The following is a 12,816-nucleotide window of genomic DNA, read 5'->3' as shown; positions in this document are numbered from 1 at the left end:
ACGCCGGGCGGCAGCACCGGCCCGGAACCGGGTAACCAGCACCCCAGACCACCTCACTGACACCGAAGAGAGAGTCATGTCCAACTTCACCGCCGCGGACGTCAAGAAGCTCCGCGACCTCACCGGCGCCGGCATGATGGACTCCAAGAAGGCGCTGACGGAGGCCGAGGGCGACTTCGACAAGGCCGTCGAGATCCTGCGCGTCAAGGGCGCCAAGGACGTCGGCAAGCGGGCCGGCCGCACCGCCGCCAACGGGCTCGTCGCCCACTCCGGCCAGGCGCTGCTCGAGCTCAACTGCGAGACGGACTTCGTCGCCAAGAACGACGCCTTCATCGCGCTGGCCCAGCAGCTCGTCGAGCACGGCGTGGCCAGCGGCGCCACCAACGCCGAGGAGCTGCTCGCCAGCAGCATCGACGGCAAGAGCGTGGCCGACCTGATCCAGGAGCAGTCCGCCAAGATCGGCGAGAAGCTGGTGCTCAACCGCTTCGCCAAGCTGGACGGCACCACCGCGGTCTACCTGCACCGCAAGAGCCAGGACCTGCCCCCGGCGGTCGGCGTGCTCGTGGAGTTCACCGGCAAGAACGACGAGGCGGCGGACGCCGACGCGCGCGCCGTGGCCATGCAGATCGCCGCGATGCGGCCGAAGTACCTCACCCGCGACGAGGTGCCGGCCGAGACCGTCGAGTCGGAGCGGCGCATCGCCGAGCAGACCGCCCGCGAGGAGAACAAGCCCGAGGCGGCGCTGCCGAAGATCGTCGAGGGCCGGGTGAACGCCTTCTTCAAGGACTTCGTCCTGCTGGAGCAGGCGTCGGTCGCCGACAACAAGAAGACCGTCAAGCAGGTGCTGGCCGACGCCGGCATCGAGGTGACCCGCTTCCTGCGGTTCGAGGTCGGCCAGGCCTGAGCCGCCGCGCCGGGCCTTCCGGGCCCGGGCACAGGGGAGAACGTCGACGAGGAGGCCGCCGGTGTACGCGACAGGCACCGCGGCCTCCTCGTCACATAGGGTCGGCAAGGGCACGTACGCGACGCCCGCGCTATGCGCGGGGAGAAGGGGCGGGGCGGATGACGCAGGTTGTGAGTGACCGGAGCCTGGCGATGGAGGATCCGACCGCGCCTCCTCCCGGTCGGTCCCGCCGGGTGGTGCTGAAGCTCTCCGGTGAGGTCTTCGGCGGCGGCGCGATCGGTGTCGACCCCGACGTCGTGCAGGGCATCGCCCGGCAGATCGCCACCGTCGTACGCCGTGGTGTGCAGGTCTCCGTGGTGGTCGGCGGCGGCAACTTCTTCCGCGGCGCCGAGCTGCAGAAGCGGGGCATGGACCGGGCCCGCGCGGACTACATGGGCATGCTCGGCACGGTCATGAACTGCCTGGCCCTCCAGGACTTCCTGGAGAAGGAGGGCATCGAGACCCGGGTGCAGACCGCGATCACCATGGCCCAGGTCGCCGAGCCGTACATCCCGCTGCGGGCGATCCGGCACCTGGAGAAGGGCCGCGTGGTCATCTTCGGCGCGGGCGCCGGCATGCCGTACTTCTCCACCGACACCGTGGCCGCCCAGCGGGCGCTGGAGATCCGCGCGGACGTGGTGCTGATGAGCAAGAACGGCGTGGACGCGGTGTACACCGCCGACCCCCGGATCGACCCGACCGCGAGCAAGCTCGACTCGATCACTTTCTCCGAGGTGCTGCGCCGTAACCTGCGGGTGGCCGACGCCGCCGCGTTCAGCCTCTGCATGGAGAACGGCCTGCCGATGCTGGTCTTCGGCGCCCAGGGCGACGACACCATCGTCCGGGCCGTCGCCGGTGAGAAGATCGGCACCCTGATCACCGCCTGACCGGCCCGCCGGATCGACAAGCGGTCCCTCTGCCACGGCGGCACCCGCACTACCCACGACGAGCGACAGAAGGAGGCGAGGAGACCGGTGATCGACGACACCCTCCTCGAGGCGGAGGAGAAGATGGAGCGTGCCATCGAGCACGCCAAGGAGGAGTTCGGCGGGATCCGTACCGGTCGCGCCAACGCCGCCATGTTCTCCCGGATCGTCATCGACTACTACGGCAGCCCGACCCCGCTGCCGCAGATGGCCTCCATCGCGGTGCCCGAGCCCCGCATGGTGATCATCAAGCCGTACGACAACTCGCAGCTGGGCGCCATGGAGAAGGCGATCCGCGACTCGGACCTCGGGGCCAACCCGAACAACGAGGGCAACCAGCTCCGCATCGTCCTGCCGCAGATGACCGAGGAGCGGCGCCGGGAGATGATCAAGGTCGCCCGGCAGAAGGGCGAGGAGGCCAAGGTCGCCGTCCGCAACATCCGCCGCAAGGCCAAGGAGGAGCTGGACCGCCTGGTCAAGGACGGCGAGGTCGGCGAGGACGAGGGCCGGCGCGCGGAGAAGGAGCTGGACGACCTGACCCAGCGTTTCGTCGCTACCGTCGACGAGCTGGTCAAGCACAAGGAGAACGAGCTGCTCGAGGTCTGAGCGCGCGCGTACCCCGCACGGCACCGCCGCCGTCGCCCGCACGGGCGGCGGCCCGGTGCCGTCGTCGTGCCCGGCGGCGCAGACCCTCGGGGCTCCGGCGGGTGCAGTAGGCTCGGCACGATTCCCGGCCACCACGGGGTGAACGGCGGGGGTCGCCCGGCCGTCGGTCGGTCAACAGAAGTCTCACGCCGGTAGGGGATGGTTTTGGTCTTGCGTCATGTGGTGGCTCTCGTACCGGCTGCCGGTGCGTGATGTCCCACCCCGACCCCTACGGCAGCACCGAGCCGCGTGGCTGGGACCGTCCGGCCCCCGCTCTGCCCTGGCCGGACACCGATCTGGAGCCGGGCCCCTGGCGGCCCGCTCCGGCGGCGCCCACCCACCCGACCGAGCCGGGCGGCTACGCCCGCCCCGGCGCCGCCCCGGACACGTACGCCGCCCCGGACACGTACGCCGCCCCGGACACGTACGCCGCCCCGGACACGTACGCCGGGCCGTACCCGAACAGCGGTCGGCGCCACGACGGACCGGGCCGGTACGACGGACCGCCGGCCGGCGACCGCGGCCGGCCCGACGGGCCGGAGCGCCGCGGCCCGTGGGGTGCGCCGGCCCGCGACGACGAGTACCCGACCGCGCAGATCGCGCCGGTGCGCGACGAGCCCACCGACCAGATCCCGGCGGTACGCGACGAGCCCGAGCCCGAGCCGCCGCCCGGTCGCCGGGGTCGGGGGCGACGGCGGGCGAGCGCCGAGCGTCCGCCGACCACCACGCCGACGACGTCCCGGGCGGGGCGCAACCTGCCGGCCGCGATCGGCGTCGGGGTGGCCCTCGGCGCCGCGGTGGTGGTGCCGCTGTTCTTCTTCATGCCGGCGTTCCTGGCCGTGCTGGCGACCGCGGTCGGGATCGGCATCTGGGAGATGGCCCGCGCGGTACGCCGCAGCGGCGCCCACCCGCCGCTGGCGCCGCTGGTCGCCGGTGGCGTGATCACGGTGGGCCTGGCGTGGGTCGCCGGCCCGGACGCGCTCTGCCTCGGCCTGCTGGTCACGGTGCTCGGCACGATGATCTGGCGGCTGGGCGACGGGCCGGGCAACTACCAGCGCGACCTCACTGCGGCCACCCTGATCGCGGTGTACGTGCCGTTCCTCGCCGGGTTCGCGGCCATGCTCGCGGCGGCGCCGGGCGACGGGCACCTGCGGGTCCTGGTGACGCTCGTCGCGGTGGTGCTCTCCGACACCGGCGGGTACGCGGCCGGCGTGTCGTTCGGCAAGCACCCGATGGCGCCCACGATCAGCCCGAAGAAGTCCTGGGAGGGCTTCGCCGGCTCGGTGACCGCCGCGGCGGCGGGCAGCGCGGTGCTGCTGTGGGTGTTGTTCGACGTGGCGCCCTGGTGGGGCGCGCTGTTCGGGATGGCGATCTCGGTCTCCGCGGTGCTCGGCGACCTCGCCGAGTCGATGATCAAGCGGGATCTCGGCGTCAAGGACATGAGCAACCTGCTGCCCGGGCACGGCGGTCTGATGGACCGGCTCGACTCGATCCTGTTCGCGGTGCCGGTGGCCTACCTTCTGCTCGCCGTGTTCGTCCCGGTGGTGAGCTGAGGTATGCGTCACGGCGGAGACCCGCGGCGGGCCGGGCGGCCGGGGGCGATTCGACACGTACGGACGGGTGCGTCCGGGCGGGAGCGTGTCAGACTGGACGCGCCATGACGAGTCTCCCGCTGATCTCCGTAGACCCCGACGCCCGCGGCCGCCGACCCTCGATGCCTCCGCGCCACCTCGCCGACCTGGACCTGTCCGGCCGGCAGGCGCTCGTCACCGAGCTGGGCGAGCCGGCGTTCCGCGCCAAGCAGGTCTCCAACCACTACTTCGGCCGCCTGGTGCGCGACCCGGAGCGGATGACCGACCTGCCGGCGGCGACCCGGGAGCGGCTGGCGGGTGAGCTGCTGCCCACCCTGCTCACCCCGGTACGCGAGCTGGCCTGCGACGACGGCGCGACCCGTAAGGCGCTCTGGCGGCTGCACGACGGCTCGCTCGTGGAGAGCGTGCTGATGGGCTACCCGGACCGGGTGACCGTCTGCATCTCCAGCCAGGCCGGGTGCGGCATGGCCTGCCCGTTCTGCGCGACCGGCCAGGCCGGCCTGACCCGCAACCTGTCCACCGCCGAGATCGTCGACCAGGCGGTCTACCTGGCCGGGGTGGCCGCCTCCGGCGCGGTGTCCGGCTCGCCGCCGCGGCTGTCGCACGTGGTGTTCATGGGCATGGGCGAGCCGCTGGCCAACTACTCGCGGGTGGTGGCGGCGATCCGCCGGCTGGTCGCTCCGGCGCCGGAGGGCCTGGGCCTGTCGCAGCGGCACATCACCGTCTCCACGGTCGGGCTGGTCCCGGCGATCCGGCGACTGGCCAGCGAAGACCTCTCCGTGACCCTTGCGTTGTCGCTGCATGCCCCCGATGATGAGCTGCGCGACGAACTCGTCCCGGTCAACCAGCGCTGGAAGGTGTCCGAGGTGCTGGACGCGGCGTGGGACTACGCGGCCACGACGGGGCGTCGCGTGTCCATCGAATACGCGATGATCAAGGACGTGAACGACCAGCCGTGGAGAGCAGATCTGCTCGGGCGGCTGTTGGCCGGCAAGCTGGCCCACGTGAACCTGATCCCGCTCAACCCGACTCCGGGCAGCCGCTGGGACGCCAGCCCGAAGCCGGTCGAGCGGGAGTTCGTCCGGCGGTTGCGCGACGCCGGGGTGTCGACCACCGTGCGGGACACCCGGGGACGCGAGATCGACGGGGCGTGTGGCCAGCTCGCCGCCGCCGGGGACACGGACGGCGACTCACGCGCGGCAACGGCGTAGCGGTACGAGACCAGGAGACATAGTGGCGAGTCAGGGTCAGCGTTTCCGGCGTAAGGCGCTCCGCCGGGGATACAAGGTCGACGAGGTCGACGCCTTCCTGGACCGGGTCGAGGCGACACTCGCCGGTCAGCCGGTCGGCGCGCCCGTGGCCTCCCAGGAGGTCCACGACGTCGTCTTCCGGGTCCGCTTCAACGGCTACGACGAGTGGCAGGTGGACCTGCACCTCGACCGGGTCGAGCGGCAGCTCGCCGAGCTGGAGGAGCGCGGTGGTGCCCCCGCCGGGCGCGGTGGCGACCCCCGGATTCCCGACCGGCTCGGCCCGCCGATGCGCGACGACAGGGGCATGTCGCCAGTGCCGCAGCCGCCGATGCCGCCCCGGCAGATGCCGGCCCAGCCCGGCCCGCCCGCCGACCGCTACGGCAGCCGCTACGACGAGCCGACCGGCGCGTTCGCCGGCGGGTACGACGGTCCGCGCGGTGGCTACGACGGCCCGCGTGGCCCGGGCGGCCCCGGCCCGATGGGCCCGGGCGCGCCGATCGGGCACGGCGGCCCGCCGCCGCGTGGCCTGCCGCCCGGCCCCGGCGGCTACGGCCAGGACAGCGGCCCCGGCGGGTACGGCCAGGACACCGGTCCGGGCGGCTACGGCCAGGACAGCGGCGGGTACGGCCAGGACAGCGGCCCCGGCGGGTACGGCCAGGAGGAGCGCTTCGACGGCTTCGAGGCCGGCCGGCGCGGGCGTGCCGACATGACCGCCGAGATCCGCATGCCCGAGCGTGAGCTGCGTGGTCGTGGCCCGGGTGGCCCGCCCGCGCTGCCGCAGCAGGGCTACGGCGCGCCGGAGCCCGGTTACGGGCCGCCGGACCAGGGTTACGGCCCCGGCCCTTCGATGACCGGCCCGCCGCTGGTGACCCCGCCGGTCGCCGGTCCGCCGATGGTGGGCCCGCCGATGGCCGGCCCGCCCGGCAGCGACCTCTACCGGGTCGACCAGATCCGGCGCAGCTTCCAGGTCCGCCGGTTCGGCAGCGGGTACGACCCGGACCAGGTCGACCGGTTCTTCGACACGCTGCTCGGCGGCATGCAGGGCCGCAACCCGATGCCGGTGAACCCGAAGGACCTCGACACGCTGCGTTTCGGGCTGGTGCCCGGCGGCTACTTCGAGGCCGAGGTCGACGCCGCGCTCAAGGACGTGCAGGACATCCTGCTCGGCCGCTGACCCGCACCCGACGACGAAGGGCCCACCCCGCGAGGGGTGGGCCCTTCCGCGTACCGTTTGCGCCGCTCGTCAGGACCGCAGGCCGTTGCGGCGCAGCACGGCGTCGCCGATGACGATGGCGACCAGCAGCCCGGCGATCCCGAACAGCCAGATGTGCTCCACCCGGCCCTCCTCGATCCCGCAGAGCGCCATCAGAACCAAGACCAGCGCCGACAGCAACGCGCCGATCCGTCCGGACTTGCGGTGCCCGGGCTTGTGCTGATCTGGCGCGGTTACCGGCTCGTCTCCTGCCACTGTCGGTCCTTCCCTCGCGATCGGATCTCCGATCAGTCTGGCACGCCCTCAACCGGCCCCGGCGCAGGGTCCGGCCTCCGGTGCGCTTGATGACCCGGGCGGGCGACAGCGTGGTTGTCGCATGACCCGGGCCGTAGGTCCCGTCCGGGTCGGGGCGGTTGGGCACTACCGGCGTCGCGGGACGGCGAGCACACTGCCTCCGGTAGCGTCTTGACGTACACCTGATGCCTTTTTGAGGGGGACTGCGGTGCGAGTGACCGGTACGGGCCATGCCAGCATGCGGATCGACACGGCCGCGGGCAGCATCCTGTGCGACCCGTGGGTCAATCCCGCCTACTTCGCCTCGTGGTTCCCCTTCCCGGACAACTCCCTGCTCGACTGGGAGACCCTCGGTCAGGTCGACTACCTGTACGTGTCGCACCTGCACCGGGACCACTTCGACGCCAAGCACCTGCGCGACTTCGTGTCCAAGGACGCCACCGTCCTGCTCCCCGAGTTCCCCACCTCGGAGATGGAGGACGAGTTCCGGGAGCTGGGCTTCACCAAGTTCCTCAAGGCCCCGAACGAGCAGGTCGTGGAGCTGCCCGGCGGCCTGAAGATCATGATCCAGGCGCTGACCAGCCCGACCGACGGCCCGATCGGCGACTCCTCGCTCTGGGTCGAGTACGACGGCGTCCGGCTGCTCAACCAGAACGACGCCCGCCCGACCGACCTGAGCGTCTTCGCCGAGCTGGGCCACGTGCACGCGCACATGCTGCAGTTCTCCGGCGCGATCTGGTACCCGATGGTCTACGAGCTGCCGCAGTCGGCGAAGACCGCGTTCGGCAAGCAGAAGCGGGACCGGCAGTTCGACCGCACGTGGCGCTACATCGACGACCTGAAGGCCGACCACGTCTTCCCGATCGCCGGCCCGCCGTGCTTCCTCGACGACGAGCTGTGGCAGTTCAACGACATCTTCGGCGACGAGGGCAACATCTTCCCCGACCAGTCGGTGTTCCTGTCCGAGTACGCCAAGGTCGGCGGCACCAACGGCATCGTGCTGCTGCCGGGCAGCGTCTCGGAGATCACCACCGAGGGCGCGACCACCACGCACCCGGTGCCGGTGGAGGAGTTCTTCGCGAACAAGGTCGCCCACCTGGAGGAGATGCGGGAGCGCAAGCGCGGCGTCATCGAGGCCGAGAAGGCGTCCTGGCGGCACCCCGAGGTCGACGTGCTGGGTGAGATGAAGCGCCGGATCGAGCCGCTGCTGGACGAGTCGATCTACCTGGCCAAGGGCGTCGGCGGGCCGGTCCGCTTCGACCTGGTCGGCTACGACGGCTCCGAGGTCGAATCCATCGTGGTGGACTTCCCGGGCAAGGAGGTCCGGCCGTACGCGGACGAGAAGGTCCGCTACCGCTTCCGTACCGAGCGGGCGCTCATCGAGCACCTGCTGCACATCGGCGAGGTCGACTGGGTCAACTCGCTGTTCCTGTCGTGCCGCTTCTCGGCGGCCCGCATCGGCCAGTACAACGAGTTCGTCTACGCCTTCTTCAAGTGCCTCTCTGAGGAGCGCCTCCAGTACGCCGAGGGCTGGTACGACGAGCACGAGCGGGCCGTCGACGCCGAGGACATCACGCTCGACGGCTGGGTGGTGCAGCGGCGCTGCCCGCACCTGAAGGCGGACCTGAGCCGGTTCGGCATCGTCGACGGCGACCAGCTGACCTGCCAGCTGCACGGCTGGAAGTTCGACCTGGCCAGCGGCCGCTGCCTGACCAGCGTCGGGCACAAGATCCGGGCGCACCGCGCGGACGCGGAGACCTCGACGCCGGCCGTCTGACGGTTTCGCCCCGCACGCCGCCCCCGGCACGCGACCATCGGTCGTGAGGGGGCGGCGTGACGGGTGCGGACAGGGAACCGGTGTACCGGTTCGGGCGCGGCAGCGAGATGGCGCGGGACGCCTCGCGGGTGGAGGCGTTCAGCGACGCGGTGATCGCCATCGTGCTCACCCTGATGGCCGTCGAGCTGCTGGCGTTCGACCCGGACCTGCCGCAGGACGACGGGCTGGCCGCGGTGCTCGTGCAGGAGTGGCGGGCCTACCTGGCGTACGTGATCACCTTCGCCATCGTCGGCCAGGTCTGGCTGACCCACCACAACATGTGGCGCTACGTCCGCCGGGTCGACCAGATGCTGCTGGTGCTGAACCTGCTGCTGCTGATGTTCGTGGCGGCGATCCCGTTCACCGCCGACCTGCTCGCGGACAACCTGCGCGGCACCGTACGCGACCAGCGGCTGACCGCCGCGCTGTACGTGGGCGTGGTGCTCGGCGAGGCGCTCTTCTTCAACCTGAGCTGGTGGTGGGCGCGCCGCCGCGGGCTGCTGCACGCGGATCTGGACCCGAGGCTGGCGAGCGCGGTGGCCCGCCGGTTCCGGCTCGGCCCGCTGCTCTACCTGGTCGCGTTCGCCATCGTGTTCATCGACCCGCTGCTGAGCCTGCTGGCGTACCTGCTGCTGGTCGGCGTCTACCTGGTGCGCGGTCCGGGCGATCTCCCGCCCGCCGGCCAGGAGGCGCCCGACACGCCGTGAGCGGTTGTTAAGAAGGGGCCCTTCCTCTACCGGAGGCGTTAATAAGGGGCCCTTCCTTACATGTCGGCGAGGATGCGGCGGGCCGCGTTGTGCCCGGCCGCGCCGATCACGCTGCCCGCCGGGTGGCAGCCGGCGCTGCCCGCGTACACGCCGTCCACACCCGTCGCGTACGGCATCCGGTCGGTGAACGACACCGTGTTGTCGACGTGGTGGATGTGCCCGCCGGTGATGCCGAAGTGCGCCTCGATGCCGGGCGGCGGCAGCGGCACCGCGTCCGCGACGAGGTCACCGGCGCCCGGGGCGTACCGTTCGCAGATCGCGAGCAGCCGCTCCACGTAGCCGGGCAGCGCCGCGTCCCAGGTGGTGCCGGCCAGCTCGTAGGGGACCGACTGTACGAACAGCGCCGACGAGTGGTGCCCCGCCTCGTCGGACAGCGACGGGTCGACTGTGGTGTGCAGGTACCACTCGATCGTCGGCTCGTCCGGCAGCCGCCCGGCCCGCACGTCCGCCCACATGCCGCGCAGCGCCGCCATCGGCGACTCGCCGCCGTCGCCGACGAGCGAGGCCGAGCCGGGCAGCAGGTGGATGGTCGACCCGAACGGGCTCGGCGCGTCCGCCGGCAGGCAGGAGAAGCGGGGCAGCCCGGTCAGCGCCAGGTTGAGCTTGAGCGTGGTGCCGGGGCGGCGGACCGCCGCCATCCGCGCGTTCAGCTCCGCCGGGAGCGCGCCGTCGGGCAGCAGCTCCATCAGCCGGTACGGGTCACAGCCGCCGAGCACCACCGGGGCGTCCACCTCCCGCCCGTCGGCGAGTGTCACTCCGGCGGCGGCGCCCCCGGTCAGCCGGATGGCGGTGACCGGCGCGTCGGCCACGATCCGCGCGCCCGCGCGCACGGCGGCCTCGGCGAACGTGCGCGACACCGTGCCCATGCCGCCCCGGGTGATCATCCAGGTGCCGTCCGCGCCCGGCAGCCGGCACATGTTGTGCACCAGGAAGTTGTGCCCGGTGCCCGGGTCGTCCGGGCCGGCGTTGAGCCCGGACAGGCCGTCGGTGACCGCGTACATGCTGACCAGCAGCTCGGAGCGGAAGTCGAAGCGGGCCAGGTGGTCGGCCACCGAGCCGCGTACCAGGTCGACGAAGACCTGCCGCAGCGCGGGCCGCACGTAGCGCTCGGCGGTCTCCTCGACCGGCAGCGGCTCGGCCAGCCACGCCGGGGCGAGATCCTCCCGCAGCTGGGCCAGCTCGGCGTGCAGCGCGTCGTCGGCTGCCACGTCGGCGGGGGAGAACATCTCCGCGAGCTGCCGCCGGCTCGCCGCCACGTCGCTGCCCGCCAGCAGGTACGGCGAGCCGAGCCCGCCCGGCGTGGGCAGGAAGTAGTGCGGGTCGCGGCGCAGTACCGGGATGGTCACGTCGAGCGTGGCCAGCAGCTCCGGGGGCATCAGCCCGAGCAGGTACGACCCGGTGGAGTGACGCAGCCCCGGCACCTTCGGGAACGGGTTCTCGGTGCGGGTCGCGCCGCCGATCGCCCCGGACGCCTCCAGCACCAGCACGTCCAGGCCGGCGCGGGCCAGCAGGATCGCCGAGACCAGGCCGTTGTGCCCGGCGCCGACCACCACGACGTCGGCGCGGGACGGCAGCTCACTCGCGTCGCTCCCGGTGCGTTCGCTCATGCCGCGACCCTAGCGGCGGCCGGGCACGGGCGGGAGGGTTCGCAGCGGGGCGCTACCGTTCCCGGCATGTCTCCGGCTGTCCAGATCGCGCTCGCGGTGGCGCTCGTCGTGGTGGTGTTCCTGCTCCTGCTCGTGCTGCGGCGCGACCGCCCCCGGGACCTGGTCGCCCCGGATCGCCCGGCCGGCGGCGGGCAGGCCGAGGTGCTCCGCCTGATCCACGCGGGGCGCCGGGTCGAGGCGGTCAAGGTGCTGCGTGAGCAGACCGGCCTGTCGCTGCTGGAGGCGAAGCAGGCGGTGGACGCGCTGGCGGCCGGCGGGTCCTGGTCGCCCGGCCCTCCGGTGCCCGGAAAGGGCGTCGACGACGCGGTGCGGGCCGAGGCCGCGCGGCTGCTGCACCGGGGCGAGAAGATCCAGGCGATCAAGGTGGTACGCGAGCACACGCACATGTCGCTCGCCGACGCGAAGCGGTACGTCGAGGGCCTCTGACGCCGGACGGCCGTCACCGGGCGTTCACCTTATAGTGGCAGTTGTCGATGCATTTCCGTCCTACCGTCGACGGGACACCCGCCGCCTCCGGGAGGTAACCCCCGATGGATCGTCGTACCGTCCTGCGTGCCACAGCCGTCGGCGGCGCCGCCGCTTTCGCCGGTGGTCTCTGGGCCGCCGCGGCCGCACCGGCCCAGCCCGCCCAGCCCGGCCCCGGCCCGTACGGCGACCTGCTGTCCGCCGACGTCAACGGTCTCCAGTTGCCGGCCGGCTTCACCAGCCGGGTGATCGCGCGTTCCGGGCAGCGGGTCGCCGGCACCTCGTACACCTGGCACCCGGCGCCGGACGGCGGCGCCTGCTTCCCGTCCGGCGACGGCTGGATCTACGTCTCCAACTCGGAGGTGCCGCTCGTCGGCGGCGCGTCGGCGGTACGGTTCGCCGCCGACGGCGCGATCGCCGCCGCGTACCGGATCCTCGGCGGCACGAACGTCAACTGCGCCGGTGGGCCGACCCCGTGGGGGACGTGGCTGTCCTGCGAGGAGGTGCCGCTGGGCCGGGTCTTCGAGACCTGGCCGGAGGGCGGCCGGGCCGGCGAGGAGCGGACCCGGATGGGCCGCTTCAAGCACGAGGCGGCGGCCTGCGACCCGCGGCGGCGGGTGGTCTACCTGACCGAGGACGAGTCGGACGGCTGCTTCTACCGGTTCGTGCCGGACACCTGGGGCGACCTGCGCACCGGCCGGGTGCAGGTGCTCTGCGCCCCGGACGGCCAGGTCACCGGCCCGGTGACCTGGCGGGACCTGCCGGACCGGGACGGGTTCCCGGTGCCCACCCGCCACCAGGTGGGCGCCGCGCAGACGTTCGACGGCGGCGAGGGCTGCTGGTACGCCGACGACACCTGCTGGTTCACCACCAAGGGCGACAACCGGGTGTGGGCGTACGACGCGGTGAACCAGCGGCTCGACCTCGCGTACGACGACTCGCTGGTGCCGGCCGGCGCCGCGCCGCTGACCGGCGTCGACAACATCACCGGCACCGCCGGCGGCGACCTCTACGTGGCCGAGGACGGCGGCAACATGGAGATCAACGTGATCACGCCCGCCGGTGTGGTGACCCCGTTCGTGCGGCTGCTCGGGCAGTCCGAGTCGGAGATCACCGGGCCGGCGTTCTCGCCGGACGGCAGCCGCCTCTACTTCTCGTCTCAACGCGGCACCAGCGGCGCCCGGGCCGGCGCCGGCGGCATCACGTACGAGGTGCGCGGCCCGTTCCGGCGCTGACGC

12 protein-coding genes are annotated in these 12,816 nt (G+C 72.6%); 10 read left to right on the top strand and 2 right to left on the bottom strand.

Annotated elements, in window-relative coordinates; all coding sequences use genetic code 11:
- The first annotated feature begins 76 nt into the window (after positions 1-76).
- The 6 genes from tsf (at position 77) to HA073_RS01370 (ending at position 6,530) form a co-directional block, all read left to right on the top strand.
- Positions 77-904 carry a translation elongation factor Ts gene (gene tsf, locus HA073_RS01395; protein WP_064447054.1) on the top strand — a complete coding sequence of 276 codons (828 nt, stop codon included), beginning with the start codon at positions 77-79 and terminating at the stop codon, positions 902-904.
- A gap of 158 nt (positions 905-1,062) precedes the next feature.
- Entirely contained in the window at positions 1,063-1,830 is a 768-nt protein-coding gene (gene pyrH / locus HA073_RS01390; protein ID WP_043325891.1) for a UMP kinase, read from the top strand.
- Positions 1,831-1,917: 87 nt separating this feature from the next.
- A complete protein-coding gene (gene frr / locus HA073_RS01385; RefSeq protein WP_043325889.1) occupies positions 1,918-2,475 on the top strand; it encodes a ribosome recycling factor in 558 nt (185 codons plus the stop codon).
- Between the two features lie 251 nt (positions 2,476-2,726).
- A complete protein-coding gene (locus tag HA073_RS01380; protein WP_166455526.1) occupies positions 2,727-4,067 on the top strand; it encodes a phosphatidate cytidylyltransferase in 1,341 nt (446 codons plus the stop codon).
- Positions 4,068-4,171: 104 nt separating this feature from the next.
- Complete coding sequence (gene rlmN / locus HA073_RS01375) at positions 4,172-5,317, top strand: 23S rRNA (adenine(2503)-C(2))-methyltransferase RlmN (RefSeq protein ID WP_104113933.1); 1,146 nt, start codon at positions 4,172-4,174, stop codon at positions 5,315-5,317.
- A 22-nt stretch (positions 5,318-5,339) separates the two neighbouring features.
- On the top strand, positions 5,340-6,530 hold the full coding sequence (locus HA073_RS01370) for a DivIVA domain-containing protein (protein WP_069089228.1): 1,191 nt from the start codon (positions 5,340-5,342) through the stop codon (positions 6,528-6,530).
- A gap of 69 nt (positions 6,531-6,599) precedes the next feature.
- On the opposite strand, the gene HA073_RS01365 is transcribed toward HA073_RS01370, so the two are convergent.
- Entirely contained in the window at positions 6,600-6,824 is a 225-nt protein-coding gene (locus HA073_RS01365; protein WP_082931019.1) for a hypothetical protein, read from the bottom strand.
- Positions 6,825-7,071: 247 nt separating this feature from the next.
- Here HA073_RS01365 and HA073_RS01360 point away from each other — a divergent pair, with 247 nt between their 5' ends.
- Both HA073_RS01360 and HA073_RS01355 read left to right on the top strand, forming a co-directional pair.
- Positions 7,072-8,640, top strand: a complete 1,569-nt coding sequence (locus HA073_RS01360) for a Rieske 2Fe-2S domain-containing protein (protein WP_166455525.1) — start codon at positions 7,072-7,074, stop codon at positions 8,638-8,640.
- Between the two features lie 107 nt (positions 8,641-8,747).
- The gene (locus HA073_RS01355) at positions 8,748-9,386 is read left to right on the top strand and encodes a TMEM175 family protein (RefSeq protein ID WP_051611534.1); all 639 of its coding nucleotides are present in this window, start codon (positions 8,748-8,750) and stop codon (positions 9,384-9,386) included.
- A gap of 56 nt (positions 9,387-9,442) precedes the next feature.
- On the opposite strand, the gene HA073_RS01350 is transcribed toward HA073_RS01355, so the two are convergent.
- Positions 9,443-11,053 carry an NAD(P)/FAD-dependent oxidoreductase gene (locus tag HA073_RS01350; protein WP_166455524.1) on the bottom strand — a complete coding sequence of 537 codons (1,611 nt, stop codon included), beginning with the start codon at positions 11,051-11,053 and terminating at the stop codon, positions 9,443-9,445.
- A gap of 66 nt (positions 11,054-11,119) precedes the next feature.
- Here HA073_RS01350 and HA073_RS01345 point away from each other — a divergent pair, with 66 nt between their 5' ends.
- Both HA073_RS01345 and HA073_RS01340 read left to right on the top strand, forming a co-directional pair.
- A complete protein-coding gene (locus HA073_RS01345) occupies positions 11,120-11,539 on the top strand; it encodes a hypothetical protein (RefSeq protein ID WP_064447060.1) in 420 nt (139 codons plus the stop codon).
- A gap of 104 nt (positions 11,540-11,643) precedes the next feature.
- Positions 11,644-12,813, top strand: coding sequence for an alkaline phosphatase PhoX (locus HA073_RS01340; protein WP_166455523.1), 1,170 nt, complete (start codon positions 11,644-11,646; stop codon positions 12,811-12,813).
- Positions 12,814-12,816 lie beyond the last annotated feature (3 nt).

This window comes from Micromonospora sp. CMU55-4 (genome assembly GCF_011602315.1).
Classification (GTDB): domain Bacteria; phylum Actinomycetota; class Actinomycetes; order Mycobacteriales; family Micromonosporaceae; genus Micromonospora; species Micromonospora chalcea.
This window is presented reverse-complemented; position numbering and strand designations above follow the sequence as displayed.